This is a genomic window from Pseudomonas fluorescens, assembly GCF_004683905.1.
GTDB lineage: Bacteria > Pseudomonadota > Gammaproteobacteria > Pseudomonadales > Pseudomonadaceae > Aquipseudomonas > Aquipseudomonas putida_A.
Map to the genome: position 1 here is coordinate 2,115,552 of NZ_CP038438.1, position 22,454 is coordinate 2,138,005.

Annotated in this window: 9 protein-coding genes (1 of these 9 only partly in view); 3 read left to right on the forward strand and 6 right to left on the reverse strand. The window is 63.1% G+C overall.

Going from position 1 to position 22,454, the window contains the following annotated elements; genetic code table 11:
• Together E4T63_RS09565 and E4T63_RS09570 are read left to right on the forward strand one after the other, a co-directional pair.
• A protein-coding gene (locus tag E4T63_RS09565; protein ID WP_135295329.1) for a non-ribosomal peptide synthase/polyketide synthase crosses the window boundary here: on the forward strand, positions 1-8,867 show its 3' portion. Its footprint begins 6,130 nt before the window's first position; the window shows 8,867 of its 14,997 coding nt (coding positions 6,131-14,997); its start codon lies off the left edge, out of view; its stop codon occupies positions 8,865-8,867.
• A 67-nt stretch (positions 8,868-8,934) separates the two neighbouring features.
• Positions 8,935-9,894, forward strand: coding sequence for an alpha/beta hydrolase (locus tag E4T63_RS09570; RefSeq protein ID WP_135295330.1), 960 nt, complete (start codon positions 8,935-8,937; stop codon positions 9,892-9,894).
• Between the two features lie 1,000 nt (positions 9,895-10,894).
• On the opposite strand, the gene E4T63_RS09580 is transcribed toward E4T63_RS09570, so the two are convergent.
• From E4T63_RS09580 to pvdM, 5 genes are all read right to left on the reverse strand, one after another.
• Positions 10,895-13,357, reverse strand: coding sequence for a TonB-dependent siderophore receptor (locus tag E4T63_RS09580; protein WP_135295331.1), 2,463 nt, complete (start codon positions 13,355-13,357; stop codon positions 10,895-10,897).
• Between the two features lie 116 nt (positions 13,358-13,473).
• Positions 13,474-15,123: a cyclic peptide export ABC transporter gene (locus E4T63_RS09585; RefSeq protein ID WP_135295332.1), complete on the reverse strand. Its 1,650-nt coding sequence runs from the start codon at positions 15,121-15,123 to the stop codon at positions 13,474-13,476.
• A gap of 147 nt (positions 15,124-15,270) precedes the next feature.
• A complete protein-coding gene (locus tag E4T63_RS09590; protein ID WP_135295333.1) occupies positions 15,271-16,179 on the reverse strand; it encodes a formylglycine-generating enzyme family protein in 909 nt (302 codons plus the stop codon).
• Between the two features lie 38 nt (positions 16,180-16,217).
• On the reverse strand, positions 16,218-17,498 hold the full coding sequence (locus tag E4T63_RS09595) for an aminotransferase class V-fold PLP-dependent enzyme (protein WP_135295334.1): 1,281 nt from the start codon (positions 17,496-17,498) through the stop codon (positions 16,218-16,220).
• Entirely contained in the window at positions 17,495-18,865 is a 1,371-nt protein-coding gene (pvdM, locus tag E4T63_RS09600) for a pyoverdine-tailoring dipeptidase-like protein PvdM (RefSeq protein ID WP_135295335.1), read from the reverse strand. The genes E4T63_RS09595 and pvdM overlap by 4 nt, the downstream gene beginning before the upstream one ends.
• 320 nt (positions 18,866-19,185) lie before the next feature.
• Between pvdM and E4T63_RS09605 the strand changes: the two genes are divergently transcribed.
• Entirely contained in the window at positions 19,186-20,805 is a 1,620-nt protein-coding gene (locus E4T63_RS09605; protein ID WP_135295336.1) for a PvdJ/PvdD/PvdP-like protein, read from the forward strand.
• A 256-nt stretch (positions 20,806-21,061) separates the two neighbouring features.
• Here E4T63_RS09605 and E4T63_RS09610 read toward each other — a convergent pair whose 3' ends face one another.
• A complete protein-coding gene (locus E4T63_RS09610; RefSeq protein ID WP_135295337.1) occupies positions 21,062-22,453 on the reverse strand; it encodes an efflux transporter outer membrane subunit in 1,392 nt (463 codons plus the stop codon).
• Position 22,454 lies beyond the last annotated feature (1 nt).

Below are 22,454 nucleotides of genomic sequence, written 5' to 3' on the forward strand. Positions count from 1 at the left end.
GCGCCGAACTCAAGGCCAATCTGCCGGATCACATGGTTCCGGCGCACCTGTTGCTGCTGGCGCAATTGCCGTTGACCGCCAACGGCAAACTCAACCGCATGGCCTTGCCGTCACCGGACGCCAGCCAGGCGCAGCAGGCCTATCAGGCGCCGCAAAGCGCGATGGAGCAGGGTCTGGCCGCGATCTGGCAAGACGTACTGAAGCTGCCGCAAGTCGGCATCAACGACAACTTCTTCGAATTGGGCGGCGACTCGATCATCTCGATTCAGGTGGTCAGCCGTGCCCGTCAGGCCGGCATTCGCCTCAATCCCAAAGACCTGTTCCAGCACCAGACCGTGCAGCGTCTGGCGCTGGTCGCGCAGTGGGGTGGCGACGAATCGACGATTGATCAGCAAGCCGCGAGCGGTGCGGCGTTGCTGCTGCCGATCCAGCAGCAGTTCTTCGCCGACGAAATTCCGCAGCGTCATCACTGGAACCAGTCGGTACTGCTGCAACCGCGGCAGGCGCTGGACGCTGAAAAACTCGAGCAAGTGTTGCGCGCACTGGTGGCTCATCACGATGCCTTGCGCCTGAGCTTCACCCAGCGCGATGGCGTGTGGCAGGCCGAGCACCGCGCGGTCGAAGCGCTGCCGCAGAACCTGCTCTGGCAGGAGGACGTGGCCGATGCCGCCGCCCTTGAAGCCTTGGGTAACCGCGCCCAGCGCAGTCTCGATCTGCAACACGGGCCGTTGCTGCGTGCGGTACTGGCGAATGTGGCTGATGGCACGCAGCGTCTGCAGTTGGTGATTCATCACTTGGCGGTGGACGGCGTGTCGTGGCGGATTCTGCTGGAAGATCTGCAAAACGCTTATCAGCAATTGCTGAATGATCAGCCGTTGAGCCTGCCGTCCCGGACCAGCGCCTTCAAGGACTGGGGGGAGCACTTGCAGCGCTACGCCAACAGCCCGGCGTTGCAGGCCGAACTGGATTATTGGCAGGCCTGCCTGAGCGATGTAAGTACCGATCTGCCGTGCAAACGCGTTGACGCCAGTCAGGACAATCGTCTGGCCCAGACCGTACAAACCCGGCTCGGCACCGAGCTGACCCGCCAACTGCTGCAAGAGGCCCCGGCGGCGTACCGCACTCAGGTCAACGATCTGTTGCTGACGGCGCTGGCGCGGGTCATTGGACGCTGGAGCGGGCAGGCGTCGACGCTGATCCAGCTCGAAGGCCATGGCCGCGAAGAACTGTTCAACGGCGTCGATCTGACCCGCACGGTGGGCTGGTTCACCAGCCTGTTCCCGGTGCGCCTGACACCGGCAGACACGCTTGGCGAGTCGATCAAGCAGATCAAGGAACAACTGCGCTCGATCCCTAACAAGGGCATCGGTTTCGGCGCCTTGCGTTACCTCGGTGATGCGCAAGCGCAGCAGAGCCTGCAGGCCTTGCCGAGCCCGCGCATCACCTTCAACTACCTTGGGCAGTTCGACGGCAGTTTCGCTGGCGACGAGGCTGCGCTGTTCGTGCCGTCGCCGGACAACGCCGGCCTCGATCAGAGCCCGGAGGCGCCGCTGGGCAACTGGTTGACCCTCAACGGTCAGGTGTATGGCGGCGAGCTGCGGGTGGGCTGGACGTTCAGTAGTGAGCGCTTCGACAGCGCGGTGATCGAAGCCCTGGCCGCAGATTACGCCGCAGAACTCGCAGCGTTGATCGACCATTGCCTGACCCCGGGCATCGAAGGCCTGACCCCGTCGGACTTCCCGCTGTCCGGCCTGACGCAGGCGCAGCTTGATCACTTTCCGCTGGCGCCACGCCAGGTCGCCGATGTGTATCCGCTGTCGGCGATGCAGCAGGGCATGTTGTTCCACAGCCTCTACGAGCAGGCCACCGGCGATTACATCAACCAGGTTCGGCTCGATGTCGAAGGCCTCGATCCGCAACGCTTTCAGCAAGCCTGGCAAGCGGCGGTGGACAACCACGACATCCTGCGCAGCAGCTTTGTCTGGCAGGGTGAACTGGCGCGTCCGGTGCAAGTGGTGCACAAGCAACTGGACATGCCGTTCCGCGTCCTCGACTGGCGTGATCGTGACGATTGTCAGAGCGATCTGAATGCACTGGCCGCAGCCGAACAGGCGCAAGGTTTCGACCTGAGCCAGGGGCCGCTGTTGCGCATGGTCGTGGTGCGTCTGGACGAGCAGCGCTGCCACTTGATCTACACCAACCACCACATCCTGATGGACGGCTGGAGCAACTCGCAATTGCTTGGTGAAGTCCTGCAGCGCTACAGCGGGGTTGCCCAGCCGCCATTGGCCGGGCGTTATCGCGATTACATCGAATGGCTGCAGCGCCAGGACGTACAGGCCAGCGAGCGTTACTGGACCGCGCAACTGGCTGACCTGCAAGCGCCGACCTTGCTCGCGCAAGCGTTGCAGGCGCAGCGCGGCGATGCACCGCGCGACGGCCACGGAGAACATTTCTGCGTGCTCGACGCTGAGCAGACGCGGCGTCTGGGCGAGTTCGCGCGCCAGCAGAAAGTCACCCTCAACACGCTGATTCAGGCGGCATGGCTGCTGCTGTTGCAGCGCCTGACCGGCCAGCCGTGTGTGGCGTTCGGCGCCACGGTGGCGGGGCGTCCGGCCGAGCTCAAAGGGGTCGAGCAGCAGATTGGTCTGTTCATCAACACCTTGCCGGTCATCGCCAGTCCGCAGTCGCCATCGAGCGTTGGCGAATGGTTGCAGAGCGTGCAGGCGCAGAACCTGGCCTTGCGTGAGCATGAGCACACGCCGCTGTTCGACATTCAGCGTTGGGCCGAGCGCAACGGTGAGGCGCTGTTCGACAACATTCTGGTGTTCGAGAACTACCCGGTGTCCGAGGCGCTGGCGCAGGGCGCACCACAAGAACTGCGCTTCGGTGAAATCCACAATCATGAGCAGACCAACTACCCGCTGACGCTGCTGGTGCACTTGAGCGACGAGTTGTCGATGCACTTCAGCTACCAGTGCGAAAGCTTTGCCGCGCACAGCGTGGTGCAACTGGCTGGGTATCTGCAGCGCTTGCTCGGGCAGATGAGCGAGTCGGGTGAGCGTTCGCTCAGTGAACTGAACCTGATCGAGCATAGCCCGCAGGTGAGTACCGACTTCTCCACCGATCTGTGCATCCATCAAGCCATCGCCCGTCAAGTGGCGGCGACCCCGGATGCCTTGGCGGTGACCTTCGCCAATACGAAGTTGACCTACGCCGAACTGGATGCTCAGGCCAATCGTCTGGCGCACAAGCTGCTTGAGCTGGGTGTTGGTCCGGAAGTGCGGGTGGGCGTGGCCATGCCGCGTTCCGAGCAGTTGCTGATTGCCTTGCTCGCGGTGCTCAAGGCCGGTGGCGCCTATGTGCCGCTGGACCCGGATTACCCGGCGGATCGCGTTGCCTACATGCTGGAGGACAGCCGGGCGCGGGTGTTGCTGACCGAACAGGCGGTTGCCTTGACCCTGAGCGTGCCGGGCGATACGCAAGTGCTGCTGATGGATCAGGTTTCGTTGAGCGGTTATTCGACTGTTGCGCCACAGACTGCGGTGCAACCGGACAACCTCGCCTACGTGATTTACACCTCCGGTTCCACCGGCAAACCGAAAGGCGTGGCGATTGCCCATCGCAACGTCATGGCGCTGATCGACTGGTCCGCCAGGGTCTACAGCCGCGAGGACATTCAAGGCGTACTGGCCTCGACGTCGGTGTGCTTCGACCTGTCGGTGTGGGAACTGTTTGTCACCCTGGCCAACGGTGGCTCGCTGATCATCGCGCGTAATGCGCTGGAGCTGGCGCAACTGCCGGCCCGCGATCAGGTGCGCCTGATCAATACCGTGCCGTCGGCGATTGCCGCACTGCACCGCGCGGGGCAGATTCCGCCTAGCGTGCGCATCATCAATCTGGCGGGTGAACCGCTGAAACAAGGCTTGGTCGACGCGCTGTATCAGCAGTCGACGGTCGAACACGTCTACGACCTGTACGGCCCATCGGAAGACACCACTTATTCGACCTGGACCCGCCGCAGTGCTGGCGGTCAGGCACGGATTGGTCGTGCGCTTGATCACAGCGCCAGCCATCTGCTGGATGCCGATCTGCACGCGGTGCCGCAGGGCGTCTCGGCCGAGCTGTACCTGTCCGGCGCCGGCATCACGCGCGGTTATCTGGGGCGTGCGGCGATGACCGCCGAGCGCTTCGTGCCGAATCCTTTCGTTGGCAGCGGCGAGCGCATGTACCGCACTGGCGACCTGATTCGTCAGCGCGAGGAGGGCGAGCTGGAGTACATGGGCCGGATCGACCATCAGGTGAAAATTCGCGGCTTGCGTATCGAGCTGGGCGAAATCGAAGCGCGTCTGCTGGCGCATGCCGCCGTGCGTGAAGCGGTGGTCGTGGCCAGCGAAGTGTCGGGCAGTCAGCAACTGATTGCCTATCTGGTGCCGAGCGATCCGGCGATCATCGAGGCCAACGCCGAGCAACAGGCCGAACTCCAGCAAGCCCTCGGCAACTGGCTGAGCGCAACCCTGCCGGACTACATGGTGCCGAGCCACCGCCTGTGGCTGGCGCAACTGCCGCTGACCCCCAACGGCAAGATCGACCGCAAGCGCCTGCCAGCACTGGAACTGAGTGCCGCGCAGTTGCATGTCGAACCGGTGAACGCCACCGAGCAGGCGTTGGTTGAGATCTGGAAAGAGGTGCTGGGCCTTGAGCAGGTCAGCACCCACGACAGTTTCTTTGCCTTGGGCGGCGACTCGATCATCTCGATTCAAGTGGTCAGTCGCGCCCGTCAGCAAGGACTGGAGCTGAGCCCGAAAGACCTGTTCCAGCAACCGACCATTCAGCAGCTGGCCCTGTGCGTGCAGGCTGCCGAAGGGCGTGTGGCGCCGGAGCCGGCGCTGATCGATCTGCCGCTGCACGGCTTGAGCGAGGCGCAGGTGGCGCAACTGCCACTGCCGGCCGGGCAACTGGACGGGCTCTATCGCTTGTCGCCGATGCAGCAGGGCATGCTGTTCCTCGGCCTGAATTCGCCGGAATCGGACCTGTACGTCAACCAGTTGAGCGTTCCGGTGCAGGGCCTTGAGCCACTGCGCTTGCAAGCCGCGTGGGAAACCGTCAGCCGTCGCCACGACATTCTGCGCACCGGTTTCCTCTGGCAGGACATGGCCGAGCCGCTGCAATTCGTGCTCGCCGATCCGCAGTTGCCGTTCAGTCTGCTCGACTGGCGTGAGCAGGATCATTCGGCCGAAGCCTTGCAAGGCCTGGCGGATGCCGAGCGGGCCAAGGGCTTCGACCTTGACCAGCCACCGCTGCAACGGCTGACACTGGTGCAAGTCAGCGAGCACAGCTATCAGCTGATCTGGACTTACCATCACATCCTGATCGACGGCTGGAGCAGTTCGCAGTTGATCGGTGAAGTGCTGAGCCAGTATTCCGGACGACCACTGGCCGAAGCGGTGCCGTACCGTGGTTACATCAACTGGCTGCAGCAGCAGGACGCGAATGCCAGCGAAGGTTTTTGGCGTCAGCACCTGAGCCGGCTCGACGAGCCGACCTATCTGGCGGACGCGGTGACGCGCACCGGCAGCGGTCGCGGTCACCAGGCGCTGTACAGCCGTTTGGGCGCAACCCGCACCGAGCAGTTGAAAGCCTTTGCCCAGTCGCAGCAGATCACCCTCAACACCTTGGTGCAGGGCGCATGGCTGGTGCTGCTCAGCCGGTACAGCGGCCAGCGTTGCGTGGCGTTCGGCGCCACGGTGGCGGGGCGTCCGGCGAGTCTGCCGGCCTCGGAATCGATCCTCGGTCTGTTCATCAACACCTTGCCGGTGATCAAGGACGTGCCGGCCGAGCAGGCCGTGGGCGCCTGGTTGCGCGAGTTGCAGGATTTCAACCTGGAGATGCGCGAGCGCGAATATACCCCGCTGACCGACGTCCAGCGTTGGGGCGGGCGTGCCGGGCAGTCGCTGTTCGACAGCATCATCGTGTTCGAAAACCACCCGATCGATCAGGCGCTGCGCGAGTGGCGCGATGATTCGCTGAAGTTTGGCGAGATCAGCAACGCCGGCCTGACCAACTTTCCGATGGACTTGATGGTCACGCTCGAAGAGGGGCTGGTGATCGAGTACATGTTCCTGCGCGAGCATTTTGATCTGGCGACCGTGGAAGGCATCCGCAGCAACATGGAAGGCCTGCTCACGGCCCTGGTTCAGGACGCCGGGCAGGCGTTGGGACGCATCGGTCTGCCGACCGGTCAAGTCTCGCCCGCGCCGGATCTTGTCACGCAAGCGCAGACCACGCCGGTGCATCAGCGTATTGCAGGGTGGGCCGCGCAGCGTGCCGAACAAACCGCAGTGATCTTCAATGAGCAAGCCTTCAGTTATGGCCAGATCGAAGCGCGGGCCAATCGTCTGGCGCATGCGCTGATCGCCGAAGGTGTCGGTCCGGAAGTGCGGGTCGGTGTGGCCCTGCCACGCAGCGAAAACATGATCGTCGCGCTGTTGGCGGTGCTCAAGGCCGGGGGGGCCTACGTGCCGCTGGACGCAACCTATCCCCGCGAGCGCTTGAGTTATCTGATGCACGATTCGGGCATCGCCTTGCTGCTCAGCGATTCGAGTTTGCGTCAGGTGCTGCCGACCCAGGCCAACCTGCATGTGCTGGAACTCGATCAGCTGGATCTGCGCGCTCAGCCAGATTCGGCGCCGCAGGTCGCGGTGCAGCCGGGCAACCTGGCCTACGTGATCTACACCTCCGGCTCCACCGGTCAGCCGAAAGGTGTCGGCGTGGCGCACGGGCCGCTGGCGATGCACTGCCAGGCGATCGGTCAGCGTTATGAAATGAGTGAGACCGATTGCGAGCTGCACTTCATGTCGTTCGCGTTCGACGGCGCGCATGAGCGCTGGCTGACCACCCTGACGCACGGCGCGCGTTTGCTGATTCGCGACGACAGCCTGTGGACGGCCGAACAGACCTACGACGCCCTGCATCAGCATGGCGTGACCGTGGCCGCGTTCCCGCCGGTGTACCTGCAGCAACTGGCCGAACACGCTGAGCAGCACGGCAATCCGCCGCCGGTACGGATCTACTGCTTCGGCGGGGACGCGGTGCCGGTGGCGAGTTTCGAACTGGCCAAACGCGCACTGCAACCGCAGTACATCATCAACGGCTATGGCCCGACCGAGACGGTGGTCACGCCGCTGATCTGGAAGGCCGCGGTCGACGATCAATGCGGCGCGGCCTATGCGCCGATCGGCAGCGTGGTCGGCGAGCGCAGCGGTTATGTGCTCGACAGCGACCTCAACCCGCTGCCGGCCGGCATTGCCGGTGAGTTGTACCTCGGAGGGGCGTTGGCGCGCGGTTATCTGGGGCGTGCCGGTGGCACCGCCGAACGTTTCGTTGCCAACCCGTTCAGCGCCGACGGCAGTCGCCTGTACCGCACCGGAGACCTGGTGCGCCAGCGTGCCGACGGCACTGTCGACTATCTCGGGCGGATCGACCATCAGGTGAAGATCCGTGGTTTCCGCATCGAGCTGGGTGAAATCGAAGCGCGCCTCAAGCAGCAGCCGGGCGTGCGTGACGCCGCCGTAGTGGCCCGCGAGGGTGTCAGCGGCAAGCAACTGCTCGGCTACGTACTGGCCGCTGCCGAGACGCCGGCCGACGGCTTGGGCGAACGTCTGCGCGAGCAACTCAAGGTCAGCCTGCCGGATTACATGGTGCCGGCACACCTGATGGTGCTTGAGCGCATGCCGCTGACGCCGAACGGCAAACTCGACCGCAAGGCGCTGCCGAATCCGGATGCCGAACAGCGTCAGGATTACCAGGCGCCACGCACCGAGCTGGAAAAAGCCCTGGCGAAGATCTGGCAGGAGGTGCTGAAAATCGAACGGGTCGGGCTCACCGACAACTTCTTCGAACTGGGTGGCGACTCGATCCTCAGCCTGCAAGTGGTGGCCCGCAGCCGCGTGCTCAAGGCTCAGGGCCTGAGCCTGAAACTGCGCGATCTGATGCAGAAACCGAGCATCGGCGAACTGGTAGCGAGTGTTCAGGGCACGGCGGAAAAAGCCTCCGGGTTGCTGGCGATGAACGCCGAGGTCAGGGGCGTGGCGCCGCTGTTCTGCCTCCACGCCGGTTTTGGCACGGTGTTCGACTACGAGCCGCTGGCGCGGCGCCTGAGCGGTCAACGCCAGGTGTTGGCGATTCAGTCGCGGATGCTGCTGGATCCGGCGTTCAACGACACCTCGCTGCAGGAAATGGCCAGTGATTACCTGGCGCAGATTCGCCAGAAACAGCCGCAGGGGCCGTATCACCTGCTGGGCTGGTCGCTGGGCGGAACGCTGGCGATGTTGATCGCCGCGCAACTGGAGCAGGCCGGGCAACAGGTCAAGTTTGTCGGGCTGGTCGACAGCTTCGTGCCGTCGGCGGCGGTCGACGCCGGGGCTGTCGATGACTGGCAAGCTGACCTGCGCGATTTCCTGCAGGTGACGCTGCCGGACGCCGCACCGGGCCTGTCCATCGACGGTGAAGAAACGCCGCACAACCTGCGTGCGCTGTTCCAGCGTGCCATGAGCGCCGAGCGCGGGGCGTCGACTTATGTGGCGCTGGGTGCCGAAGAACTGGCGCAGGTGTTCAGCGTGGCGCGCCGGCTCAAGCAGTTGTCGCTCAAGCTTGAGCGCTGTGCGCCGCTGACCGTCAACCCGACGTGCTGGTGGACCTTGGGTCGCGAAGCCGAGGCACTGGAGCTGGCGGCGCAACTCGGCCAGCCGGGCATGGGCGGTGAATGGCTGGATTGCGGGCACTTCCAGATCCCGCGCGATGAAACTTTCCTGTCCGAGGCTGAAGAAATGCTCGGCCAGATCGTTGAATCAGTAGTCATGTCCTGAAACCTGCTGTGAAACCCAAGCAAAACCGATCGGGCGCTGATGGCGCCCGATCGCTTTGGAGATTTGAATGTCATTGAATCCTGATATCGCCGCATTTCTGCAATTGGTCGGCAACGGCCGGGCCAGTGGCAAACGCGTCGGCATGCATGAGCTGACCCCGAGCGAGGCCCGTGAACAATTCGATCAGTCATCGTTGCTGATGGACGCCGGCGGTGAAGAACTGGCCGTGGTGGATGAGCTGCAATTGCCGGTGCGTGACGGTGCACTGTTGAACGCACGGATCTACAGCAATCATCCGTTGCAGGCGGGCGCCGGACGTCCGGCACTGTTGTATTTCCATGGCGGCGGCTATGTGGTCGGCAGCCTCGACTCGCATGATTCGCTGTGCCGCGCGCTGGCCTTGCTGGCGGATTGTGTGGTGCTGTCGGTGGCGTATCGACTGGCGCCGGAACATCGCTTCCCGACGGCGGCCGACGATGCGCAGGATGCCTGGGACTGGCTGGTGGCGAGTGCTGCTGATCTGGGCATCGACACGGCGCGGCTGGCGATTGCCGGCGACAGCGTCGGTGGCAGCCTGGCCACGGTGCTGGCTGCGCAACTGACGGATGCCGCTGTGCAGCCGCGTTTGCAGGTGCTGATTTATCCGGTCACCGATGCCAGTCGCAGCACGCCTTCGATCGAGCGTTTCGCCGAAGGTTATCTGCTGGAGAAGGCTTCGCTGCAGTGGTTCTACGCGCACTATCAGCGTGATGCCAGCGATCGTCTCGATCCGCGTTTCTCGCCGTTGCTCGGCGAAGTTCCGGCCGATGTCGCGCCGGTGCTGATGGTGTTGGCCGAGTGTGATCCGTTGCACGATGAGGGGGTGGCGTATGCCCGGCATTTGCAGGCGGCGGGGGTTGTTGTGGATTTGCAGGTGTACTCGGGCATGACCCATGACTTTATGCGGATGGGGGCGATTGTTGATGAGGCTGAAGAGGCGCTGGGGTTGATTGCTGGGCGCTTGGTAGAGGTGTTTGCTTTAGCTTGACGGGGTGGGTGGGTGAGTGGGTGAATATCCGTTGCTGCGGTAACGGCCGCCTAGGGTTCCGCCCTTACGGCGGGTCACTTTTGGCAAACGCCCCAAAAGTAACCAAAAGGTCTATGCCCTGACGTTCGGCCCTCGCTTAGGCTCGGGTTCCTTCGCTCCGGGATTCATCCGGGGGGCAGCGCCTACGGTTTGCTTCGCTGCACCTCCTCTCGCTGTGTTTGGCTGCGCCAAACGGTCGCTGCGCTCCCACCCCCGGATAAATCCCTGCACTCAGCCTGCCGACGGGCCCTGAGATCAAAAGCGGTACTCGAGCTAACGCTCATTGTGTTGAGTGGGGCGGCTTCGCCGCATGCGGGGCACGCAATCTGAACTGTAGGAGCCAGCCTGCTGGCGATGGCGGCCTGCGAGCCGACCAGTCTCTAACTGACCACACCCCATCCCCCTGTGGGAGCGGGCTTGCTCGCGAAGGCGGCCTGACAGCCGACCAAACTCCAACTGTAAACACCCAATCCCATGCAGGAGCTGCCGAAGGCTGCGATCTTTTGATCTGCTTTGGCTTTGGCTTTGGCTTTGGCTTTGGCTTTGGCTTTGGCTTTGGCTTTGGCTCTTGATGTGGCTTTTGATCTTTTGCCCCTTCGGCAGGCCGAGCGTAGGTGTCCATCCGGGGGTTAGGCGCGCAGCGCCATGCGGCGGAGCCGCATACATCGAGAGGAGGTGCAGCGAAGCAAACCGTAGGCGATGCCCCCGGATGGACACCGTAGCGAGGGAACACTGAGCCTCAGCGAAGTGCCGTACGCCGGGGGAAGCCTTTTTGGTTACTTTTTCGGCGTTTGGAAAAAGTGACCCGCCGTAAGGGCGGAACCATAGGAGGCCGTTACCGCAGCAACGGATATTCACCCAAAACCCCAAGAGCCTGGTCGGCCCAAAGGCCGCCAAGCCCCAATCAGCCCCCCAAAAAAAACGCCAGCAAATGCCGGCGTTTCAGTGAGCGCTAAACGTATTACCAGTTATAGGTCACGTCAGCAGTCATGGTGCGGCCTTCGCCGTAGTAGCAGTCGAGGGTACCGTTGCACGCGGCCACGTATTTCTCGTCGGTGAGGTTCTGCAGATTGGCTTGCAGCTTCACGCCTTTGACATGCAGCGGCGATTTCTCCAGGTCGTAAGAGACCATGGCGTCATACACGGTGTAGGACGGAATCTGGAACGAGTCCGACTCGTAATCCGAACCGTAGCTGCTGCGCACGTAACGGGCGCCCAGGCCCATGCCGAAACCGGCGAGGGCGGTGGAAATGTCGAAGTCATAGTTGACCCACGCGGAGGCGGTCAGCGGTGGACGCATGGCCAGAGTGCGACCTTCGCGACCGTCGTTGTCCTTCTCCCACTTGGTCTGGTTACGCGACACCGCCGCCAGCACGCGCAGGTTGCGGGTGACGTTGACCTTGCCTTCCAGCTCGATACCGCGCGAACGCACGGAGCCGCTCTGGGTGCTGAAGCCCGGGTTGTTGAGGTCGGTGGTGAGCATATTGTCCTGGTCGATCTGGTACGCCGACAGCTGAATGAAGCCGTCGATGGCCTTCGGCTCGTACTTGACGCCGACTTCGTACTGCTTGCCGGTGGTCGGTTCGAAGGCGCCGCCGCTCATGTCGGTACCGGTTTGCGGCAGGAAGGATTCGGCGTAGCTGACGTACGGCGTGATGCCGTTGTCGAACTCGTAGCCCAGGCCGGCACGCCCGGTGAACTTCTCGTCTTTCTGGTTGCTGTGGCCGCCGCTCAGCGGTTGCTTGTTGTCGGTTTCGGCGAAGTCATACCGACCGCCGAGGGTCAGGAACCACTGGTTCCAGCGCAGTTGATCCTGAGCGTACAGGCCGGTCTGGGTGATGGTGTTGTCCCATTTGTACGGCTGACGGAAATTGATCTGGCTGCCATACACCGGGTTGTACAGATCCAGACCTGGAGCGGTGCGGTCGTACAGGCCGAGGAATTTCGAATTGTAGTGGTAGTAATCCACACCCAGCAGCACGGTGTGCTCGACGTCGGCGGTGTGGAACTTGGCCTGGGCGATGTTATCGATGCCGTAGACCTTGTTGTGCTGCGACCAGTCCACCGCATAACGGCTCTGGTAGCTGCCGTCGTTGAGGCCGGTAACCGGGTTGGTCGGGAACGCATAACCGTGCAGCGGCGCCACGTACTGGTCGTTGATGTCGGCGTAACGCGCGTTCTGCTTCAGGGTCCAGACGTCGTTGAGCTCGTGAGCGATCTCGTAACCGACGACGAACTGCTCGCGGTGGTACTTGTTCACGTCCGGCTCGCCGAGGAACAGGCTGCGGCTGATGCGCCCGGCCTGGCTGCGATGCACTGTGCCGTTGGCCGGCAGGCCTTGGGCTTCCGGTACGTCGTGATCTTTCTGGTACTGACCGAACACGGTGATGGTGGTCTGATCGTTAGGCAGCCAGGTCAGGCTTGGCGCCAGCAGCATGCGGTTCTGGCTGGCGTAGTCGATGGCCGAGCCGCTGTCGTTGACCACACCGGTCAGGCGATAGAGGAATTCGCCTTGATCGTCGATCGGGCCGCCGAGGTCGAAGGCACCGTACTTGCGGTCATAGCTGCCGCCACCGAGCTTCACTTCGTGCAGCGGGGTCGCGGTCGGACGCTTGCTGACCATGTTGACGATACCGCCCGGCTGGTTCTGGCCGTACAGCACCGAGGCCGGACCCTTGAGCACTTCGACGCGCTCCAGGGTGTACGGGTCGATCTGCAGCGAACCGCCGGTGCTGCCGCCGCCGTAAGGCATGTGCAGGCCGTCGAGGTACAGCGGAGTAGGGGAGAAGCCACGGGACGTCGGTTCGTCGAAGATCTTCACCCGGTCCGAGAAACCGCCGCCGGTCATGCCCGGTGTGTATTGCAGGGCCTCGGTGACCGTCTTCGAGCCGCGCATCTTGATTTCGTCTTGAGTGACGACGTTGATGGTCTGCGGGATTTCCTTGAGCGACGAATCGGTCTTCGAACCGGTGGCGCTGCGCTTGGCGACGATCCCGTCGACCGGGCCCCAGGCCGATTCGGCGGTGGCGGAAATGCTGGTCGGGGCCAGATCGAGGCTGGCACCGCCGGTGCTGCGCGAACGCAAGGCGACGTTGTTGCCCTCGACGCTGTAGGCGATGTTGGTGCCTTGCAGCAGTTGCGCGATGGCGGCGGTCGGTTCCAGGTTGCCACTGACGGCGCTGCTGCGCAGGCCGCTGACTTCATCCGGGCTGTAAAGCACTTGGAGGTTGGTCTGGCGACCAAATTCCTGCAACGCGCTCCCCAGCGACTGTGCAGGAATATTGATCGCCACGGCGGCGGCCTGGGCCTGGCCGATCATCGGCACAGTCAGGGCCATGGCGCAGAACGCGGGCAAGGTGCAACGGAAGGAGCGGCGGATCAGCAGGGCCTTGGCGAGCGGGTGGAGTCCGTGCGGTGCGGGCATTGTTCTTCTACTCTTCAAAGTGTTGACTGAGAACTATTTCTATTAACTGTTAGTAAGACGTTGAGCCTTCCGAAAACCGGAAAGCTCAACGCAAATTTTTTACAAAATTTTCACAGTCAGGCGGGTTGCAGCTCAGTGACCACTTTGCCGGCGCTCATGCGCACCAGTTGGTCGGCGACATCGAAGTAACGATCGTCGTGGGAAATGACGATGATGGTCTTGCCCAGGCGCTTCAGGTCCGGCAGCAGCTCGGTGTAGAAAATCCGCCGGAAGGTCGGGTCCTGATCGGCGGCCCACTCATCGAACACCAGCACCGGACGCTCTTCCAGCCAGGCGTTGATCAGGGCCAGACGCTTGCGCTGGCCGGTGGACAGGTCGGTGGTGGTGAACGAGCCGTCACGCACGCTGACCTTGTGCGCAATTTCCAGACGCTCCAGGTATTGGTTGGCGTCTTCCGGGATATGCGTATCGCCCTGGACCACGTCGTCGAACAGGTAATAGTCGGCGAAAATCGTGGTGAACAACTGGCGGTAATCGTCGCGGTTGGCGGCATCGACAAGCTGCTGGTTGAGGCGGATTTCGCCTTGCTGTGGCGCGTACAGGCCCAGCAGCAACTTGATCAGCGTGGTCTTGCCGCAGCCATTTTCGCCGACGATGAAAATGATGTCGCCCTGTTCGATTTTCAGGTTCACCGGTCCCAACCGGAACGGCTTGGCGCCTTCTACCGTCGGGAAACTGTACGAGACATCGGTCAGTTCCAGGCTGTGCACCGGGGTCTTTTGGTGGCCCTGATCGCTGAGCAGCAGGTGCGGCTCTGGCGAGGAAAACTGCTCGGACAGATCGGCGATCCGGCGGAACGCGATTTGCGCGCGACTGACGATCGGCAGGGTGCCGATGATGTGTTCCAGCGGCCCTTTCATGTACAGCAGCACCAGCACAAAACCGCTCATCACCGCTTTGTCGGCACTCGGCCACAGCGATTGCAGGCCCAGCGCCAGACCGATCACCACGAAGAACAGCATCGAACCCAAGGTCTTGGCGACCACGAAAATGTTCACCGAACGCACCTGCGTGTCGCAGATCTTGTCGGCCGTGCCTTCGATACCCGAGACGAACATGCGATGCCGGCGCGGGCGGTGGATGCGCAGTTCCTTGGCGCCCTCGGCGACTGCGTGATAGTGCTTTTGCAACTCGTCTTCGTAGTCACGGGCCTTGAGGAAACCCTGCATACCACGCCCGCGCGCGATGTACTGAATGACCGTGCCGATCAGAATCGCCACCGCCATCATCAAGAACATCGGCCACGACAACATCGCCAGGTAGCCCATGCAACCGAGGGTCACGGTCAGGGAAATCGCCAGCGGCGCAAAGGCGAAGGCGAAGTCGCTGATGGTGTCGACGTCGTGGGTCAGCACCGGAATCAGCCGATGGCTGCGATAGCGCTCGATCTGCTCGATCGGCGCCGAGAGGACTTTCTCGCCCAGCTCTTTGCGCAATTTGGCGATGATGTGCTGGCCGACGAAATTGGTGCCGATGTCGGAAAAGATCGAGCTGGTCAGCGCCAGCAGGCACAGGCCGGCAAACACCGCGACCATGGTGCTGGTCAGTGCGCCCTCGGTGTGCAGCACGTTGTTGATGGTCGCCAGCAGCGCGGTGACGCTCAGGCCACCGACCATGCCAAGCAGGATCGACACGCTGACGATCAGTCGAAAGGGTTTGAGCAGGGCGAACAATTCATTGATCACCCCGCGTGTTGGTTTGCTCATGGAGGTTCCCTGCTTGAAGGAGCGGCGAACACCGGCACTGCTCGGGCGGTTCGCCTGGATGACGTAGAGGGCGGTGGGCGCGCCATGGAGGATCGCGCCCACTTTTAGAACGACTGGCAGGACGGCTAATTTAGCCGGGCGATGGCGTTACAGATCACGGGCGACCCGGAAGCCGATCCAGTCGCCACGGGTGTCGGTGTAGGTGGCGTTGCGGTTGCCCGAACGCGAGAACACCGGTGCCTCGCCCCAGTCGTTGCCACGGATGCGCCGCACGTCGCACTTGCCGCTTAACCAGGCACTGCCATCGCTTGGCGCGCCAACGTAGTTCTCGTTGTAGCAATCGGCGGTCCACTCATAAATATTGCCGTGCATGTCGTAGACGCCGAAGGCGTTGGCCGGGAAGCTGCCGGCCGGCGCGGTGAAGTTGTAGCCATCGGCGGCGCCATAGGTGTTGGCGTGTTTGGCGATGCTGTATTCCTTGCCTTCGTCAAACGGGAAGGGGAACGGCCCCGTGCTGCCGGCGCGGGCGGCGTATTCACGCAGCGACTCGCTGACCAGCCGGTATTGCTGGCCGGTCTTCTTCGACAGCCAGGCCACGTACGCTTCGACCTCCGGGAAATCCATGCACACCGCCGGGTGCTTTTCGGTGTACTGCTTGCGCGGGTCGCTGCCCTGATAATCCGGGATCCCGGCCTTGCACGCGCGACCGGGGCGCGTGTCGCCGTCGGGCATCTTGTAGCCGCTGTCCTTGAGGTAGGCGTCCCACTCGCCGCGCAGAATCTGGAAACGGCTGATCGCCAGCGGTTTGGCAAACGTCACCGGGTGCAGCGGCCCTTCATCCGGCTCGCGGCCGACCTCATCCTCCGGGGTGCCCATGGTGAACGTGCCGGTGGGCAGCACGACCATTTCCGGGCAGTCCTTGCAGTCCTTGAACACCTTGCCCGGCGCAGGCGGGGTGGCGGCCTGCGCGGCACCCGGCAGCAGGCCGGCGGCGAGGGCGGTGAGCATCAGCGCCGGCAGCGCCTTCAAGGAAAATCGACGCAGTTCACTGTTCATTGCGAGTCTCGCTAAAAGGAAAAAGGGATCGCCCGGATTCACAGGGCCTGGTCGAGCACGGCCAGCAAGCGGTCGATTTGCTCTTCGTCGTTGAGCAGCCCCGGTGCGGTGCGGATCACCGGGCCGACGTCGCGGTGCACGGCATCGGCCACCACGCGGTTGGCCATCAGGTGCGCGGCGATCTTGTCGCTGTCCTTGCCCTTGACCCGGAAGAAGGTGAAACCGGCGGACAGCTCAGGGCTCAGTGGCGTAACCAGTTCGATCTGCGGACGCTGCTGCAGGCGTTGTTTCAGGTAACTGTTGAGCGCGTGAATACGCGCCTCGACCTCGGCCTTGCCCAGCTCAAGATGCAATTTGAACGCTTCGTCCAGCGCCCAGCGGTGCTCGAACGAGTGATAGCCGCCGGGCGTCATGGTGGTGGAAAACGCCGTGGCTTCGGAGAACGTCGGAATGATCGGGGTGACGTATCTGACCTCGGCGAAGCGACTGCAGACGATGCCGGTGCCACGCGGACCGAACATCCACTTGTGGGTGCCGGCGATGAAGAAGTCGCAGTTCATTTGCGCGAAGTTCAGGTTGTCCACGCCGAAGCCATGTACCCCATCGACCACGTAAACGATGCGGTCAGCGTCGCTGCGACCGCGGTTGTGCCGGTCGACGATGGCGCCGATTTCACCGATGGGCAGTTTCATGCCGCTGCCCGAATGCACCCAGCACATGCCCAGCACCCGGGTTTCGGGGCGGATGGCGCCGTCGATGGCAGCAAGGATTTCTGCCTTGCTGGCGCTGTACGAATCCTTGAACAGACGAATTTTGCGCACCCGGGTGCTGTCGCGTTCGCTACGCAGGGCGAGGATGGTGTGGGTCGCGTAGTGCTCGTGCTCGGTGGTGAGGATTTCCTGATCGGGGCGCACGTGCACGCCGCCGTAGATCGTCGCCAGACCTTCGGTGGTGCTGCCGGTCAGGGCGATCTGTCTGGCGTCGGCTTGCAGGTAGCGTCCGGCCCAGACCCGCACGTTCTCCTCGCGCTGTTCGATCACGCCGAGGTCCCAATCCATGGCCAGGCCGGGATTTTTGTCGAGGGCAGCGCGGTGTCGCTCAATCGCCTCGCGCACCGGTTTCGGGTGCGAGGTAATCAGGAAATTGGAGAAGTGCAGATACGCCGGATCCTGATCGAACAGCTGCTGCAACCGCGTCCACTTGTTGCCGGTCACGGGCGCGGCGTTCGCGGCACCGGCGACATTCGGCAGGCTCGCACCCAGTGGCAGAGCCGCGGCGAGAATCCCCGCCTGCTTCAAGAACTCACGACGATTGCTCATGGCTGGGCAGTTCCCGGCGCAGCGGCCAGTGCCGGTTTCGCGGCTTTCTCGACCTGATCCCAGACCCGCAGGAAGTTGCCGCCCCAGAGCTTGGCGATGTCCGCTTCGGAATAACCGCGCGAGATCAGCTCGGCGGTGACGTTACGGATTTCGCCGACGTTCTCGAAACCTTTGACGCCGCCACCTTCGTTGAAGTCGGAGCTGATGCCGACGTGGTCGATGCCGATCTTGCGCACCGCGTAATCGATGGCATCGCCCAGATCCTTGAGGCTGGCTTTCGGTTCTTCTTCGAGGATGCCGTACAGGCGGCTGGCGTACTGGCCAAACTTCTGCTCGGACCACGCCGCAATGATCGGGTCGCCGGGCATCAGCGCCATCGCCAGGTTCGGCAGCGGCGGCAGGTCGAAGTCCTTGCGCATCTCGTTGAGCTTGTCCTGGGTGTGCTGGGTGAGCGGACGCAGGTACTGCGAGAACGCGACGATCTGCACCACGCCGCCGCTGTTTTTGATCAGCTGCATTTCCTTGTCGCTGAGGTTGCGCGGAATGTCGACCATCGCGCGCGGCGCCGAATGCGAGGCTACCAGCGGCGTGCGGCTCAGTTGCGCAACTTGTTCGAGGGCTTTGGTCGACATTTGCGAGACGTCGATGATCACGCCCAGATCGTTGAGGCGCTTGACCGCTTGCTTGCCCAGCTCCGAGAGGCCGTCGAGGGCGTCCGGCGAATCATTGAGAAATGGCAGCGGCCGCGACGAATCCGCCCAGTCGTTGTTGCCGATGTAGCTGAAACCGAACATGCGCATGCCGCGCGCGGTCCACAGGTCCAGCAGGTTGAGGTCGTGGCCCAGCGGATAGGCGTTGAGCATGCTGATGAAAATCGCGAATTTGCCTTCGCCGTGCAGGCGCCGGAAGTCGTCGGGGGTGTAGGCGATGGCCACCTGATTGGGGTAGTCGCGAACCATCCCGGAGATGATCTTGAAGCGGATTTCCTGCTGATTGCGCGCCTCGTCGACGAAGCCAGGGGTCGGCTTGTGCGGGGCGTTGGGGCCGTTCCACATTTCCGGCCAGCCGAAGATGGTCAGCGCGGCGCCGGACAGGCGCCCGCGGTTGGCCTTGGCGAGGTCGAACTGGCCGTCGCCGTCCTTGTCGGCTTCGTGGCCATCGGTGCCGAAATTTTGCATCAGGCTGACATGGCTGTCGAAAGAGAGCATGCGTTCGTGCAGCTCATCGGCCTGCTTCATGACTTTGGCCGGGTAGCCGAGGTCGTCCTTGAACCAGTGATGCCACACGGCAAAGCCTGCGCCGGCGCTGATCGCCAGGGCCAACGGCAGGCCGATGAATAGAGCCTTTTTCGAACGTGGTTTTGTCATTGCCATCTCAGTCAGGTTCGCCATCGAGGTGCAGGCGCGGGGGCCTTCGCTATCTGGGAAGAACGAGTGGTTGGCGGCAAAATTTAAGCCTGACACTGTGGCGAGGGGATTTATCCCCGATCGAGGGCGAAGCGCTCGCAAGGCCTGCGAGCGCCGTCCCTTCTGGTGTCGCCGCCAGCGTCGGATGGGAGTTGCTTCGCAACTCATCGGGGATGAATCCCCTCGCCACGGGTCATCATCGCCGGGCACGTTAAATTTGCCGGGGCAACAAACGTTCTAGCTTGGATAAAGCCTGCTTCATGGCTGACACAGGTAGGGCAATGAAGATTTCTCGACGATGGTTCATGGCGGGCCTGGCGCTGACCGGCGCTGCCGTGCCTGCGGCGTATTTCGGGCATCGTGAATGGACGAAGCCGGACCCGACGATCACCCCGGGCGAAGCGTCTTTCGACGTCGCCGACATGGCCGGGCAGCGCCTGGCGAATGCGTTGCGCGGGGTGTGGGATATCCGTTTCGAAGGTGCCGATGCCGGCCTCGAGGGCTTGCCGCTCAAGGGTCTGCAAGTGTTTCTCGACATCGGCCAGAAGGGACGCGGCGTGTGCGGTTTTCTCGACACGCCCGAGCGCCTGCGCTCCGCTGAAACACCGCGTTATCGAATTCTGGGCGACCTCGCGAAAGCCGATGCGGCGAAACTGAGCTGGCGCCTGATCGGCGCTGACGGTCAGATCAGCTATGAGCTGGAGATGATCCTCGATGAGGTCTGGGCCGACTTCGGCAATGCCGGCAGTGGCACGCTCAGCGGCAAGGCCTTGCGCCTGGACCGGTCGCTGGCCTTGCCGGCGCAGGACAATCGCTTCGTCGCCGTCAAACGGCTGTTTCCCGAAGCGCGCGAGCGCACGCCGCTCAACCCGACGTTGCTGGCGTGGTTGGTCTCTCCCGAGCATCGCCTGTTTCACCAGTTGTGGCATGCGACCCGGGACAAGTGGCACAAATTGCCCGAGGACAAACGCGAGGCCTTGCGCGGCATCGGCTGGCAGCCCGGCCCGCGCGACAAGGAGCGCGATGCCCGTGGCCCGCGCAAGGATCGCAATGGCTCGGGCGTGGACTTTTTCTTCATGCACCGGCACATGCTCGGGACGGCGCGCTCGATGCAGGATCTGCCGTCCTGGGCGTTTTTTCCGCTGCCGCAGCCGGAGCTGATCCGCGACCGCGTCGGCTTCGCCCGCTATTTCGACAACCACGACGGCACGGCCTTGCCACCGACCTGGACGGCGGCGGGCGATGACGAATTCAGCCAGTGGGTCAGTGACATCAAGACTGCCGAAACCTACGAAAGCAACTTCCAGGTCTGGGAGTCGCAGTACCGCGATCCGGCGTATCTGGCCCGGCTCACCCTCGGCCAGTTCGGCTCCGAAGTCGAGCTGGGCCTGCATGACTGGCTGCACATGCGCTGGGCCTCCGTGCCACGCGATCCGTCCAACGGTCAGCCGGTGCCGTTTGCCCGCGATCCGGCGGACTTCGCGGCCCGCTGGTACAACGCCGAAAACGATTTCCTCGGCGATCCGTTTTCTTCCCACGTCAACCCGACGTTCTGGCATTTCCATGGCTGGATCGATGATCGCATCGAGGACTGGTTCCGCGCCCACGAGCGTTTCCATCCGGGCGAAGTCACGCGGCTGCAGGTCAATGGCGTGCCATGGTTTGCCCCAGGGCGCTGGGTGGAAGTCGACGACCCGTGGCTCGGGCCGATCACCCATGGCTGCAGCACCACGCCGGGATTGCAGATGGGCAAGTCGGTGGAGATGGATCCGGAAACCATGAAGCTGGCGCTGCGCATCACCTTCATCACCGACGAGGAAAAACTCGCCGGCCTGTTCCGCCGCGTGCCGCAACGGCCATGGTATGCGCGCAACCTGAAGCCTAAAACCAGCCCGACTTGAGGGCTGCGTTATCGTTCTTCGCGAGCAAGCCCGCTCCCACAGGTTCAGGTGTCAGCCCACAATGTCCGGACTGACCCCGGACACCCTGTAGGAGTGAGCCTGCTCGCGATAGCGCCCGACCAGTCGACATTCAATTGCCTGAGCCACCGCCATCGCGAGCTGGCTGACTCCTGCATGAGAACGCATTCCTGCTGATGGAACACGATCAAGTGTGGGAGCGAGCTTGCTCGCGAAGGCGATCTGTCAGTCGCCGCAATTACAAGGTCTGCCACCCGCCACCAAGCGCCTTGTACAGCGCAATGCTCGCCTGCATCCGCGCCAGGCGCAGTTGCACGTTCTGATCCTGCGCTGCGTACAAGGTGCGCTGGGTTTCGAGGACAGTCAGCAAGTCTTCAGCGCCGGCCTGGTAACGGCTCTGCGCGATGTCGAACGCGGTCTGCGCCTGATTCAGTTCTTCGTTCTGCCACAACCGCTGCTCATCCAGGCGACGAATGCTATTGAGCGCTTTTTCCACATCGGCGAAACCGTTGATGATCGCCCCACGGTAAGTTTCCAGCAGCTCTTGCTGGCGCGCCGAGGCCTTGTCGCGTTCAGCGCCGAGGCGACCGTTATTGAAAATCGGTGCGACCAGTCCGGCGGTCAGGTTGTAGAAAGGGCTGCGGATCAAATCGTCGAACTGATTGGCGCCCGAGCCGAGTTGGGCGGTCAGGGTCAGTGCCGGCAACATCGCCGCGCGAGCGACTTTGACGTCAGCTTCGGCGGCGGCCAGTTGGGCTTCGGCGCGTGCGATGTCCGGACGATGCGTGAGCAACTCGCTGGGCACGCCGGCGGCGATGTCTGGCCACTGCAGGTGATCGAAGGACTCTGTTGTCGACAGTTGCTGCACCGGTCGGCCGAGCAGGGCGGCGAGGCTGATCAACGCGTCCTGGGCTTGCTGTTGCACGCGCGGCAATTGCCATTGCTGGGCGGCGACCAGACTCTTCTGTTGCGCCAGCTCCAGCGCGGTGGCTGAGCCTGAATCAAACCGCGTCTGCACCAGTTTCAGCACGCTTTGCGCGTTGGCCAGATTGAGTTCGGCGATGCGGCTCTGCTCGCGTAGCGACAAGGTTTGCGCATACGTGCTGGCAACGCCGCTGAGCAATGTCAGTTCGACCGTCGCCCGGTCGAATTCGCTGGCCTGCAGGGCGAACTGCGCACTGTCGCGCGACGCGCGTTTGCCGCCCCAGAAATCGATTTCGTAAGTGGCGCTCAGGTTGGTATCGAAATAGTCCACAGCCTTGTTGCTGCTGTTGGCATCGAGTTGGCTGTAGCCATTGCCGCGCAGCAGTTTCTGCCGATTGGCATTCAGGCCGGCCTTGACCTCCGGCAACTGAGAGCCGCCAGCGATGACAGTGCCTGCCTGCGCTTGACGCACTCGAGCGACGGCGGCCGCGAGGTCGAAACTGCCGACGCGAGCCTGTTCGATCAGACGATCCAGTTCCGGGCTGCCAAATTGCGTCCACCACTGCGGGCTATTGCGGGCAACGCTGGCGCCATGGGGCGACTGCCAGGCAGCAGGCGCCTGCACACCGCTGTCCGGGCGTTGAACGGGACTGCCGCAGGCACTGAGGATCAGGCACACGGTCAACAGGCTGAGGCGCGGTTTCATA

Excerpts from the sequence above, each read along its gene's own strand:
- E4T63_RS09590 (WP_135295333.1), bottom strand. The coding sequence starts at position 16,179 with ATGAACAGTGAACTGCGTCGATTTTCCTTGAAGGCGCTGCCGGCGCTG.
- E4T63_RS09610 (WP_135295337.1), bottom strand. The coding sequence starts at position 22,453 with ATGAAACCGCGCCTCAGCCTGTTGACCGTGTGCCTGATCCTCAGTGCC.
- E4T63_RS09580 (WP_135295331.1), bottom strand. The coding sequence starts at position 13,357 with ATGCCCGCACCGCACGGACTCCACCCGCTCGCCAAGGCCCTGCTGATC.
- E4T63_RS09605 (WP_135295336.1), top strand. The coding sequence starts at position 19,186 with ATGAAGATTTCTCGACGATGGTTCATGGCGGGCCTGGCGCTGACCGGC.
- E4T63_RS09595 (WP_135295334.1), bottom strand. The coding sequence starts at position 17,498 with ATGAGCAATCGTCGTGAGTTCTTGAAGCAGGCGGGGATTCTCGCCGCG.
- pvdM (WP_135295335.1), bottom strand. The coding sequence starts at position 18,865 with ATGACAAAACCACGTTCGAAAAAGGCTCTATTCATCGGCCTGCCGTTG.
- E4T63_RS09585 (WP_135295332.1), bottom strand. The coding sequence starts at position 15,123 with ATGAGCAAACCAACACGCGGGGTGATCAATGAATTGTTCGCCCTGCTC.
- E4T63_RS09570 (WP_135295330.1), top strand. The coding sequence starts at position 8,935 with ATGTCATTGAATCCTGATATCGCCGCATTTCTGCAATTGGTCGGCAAC.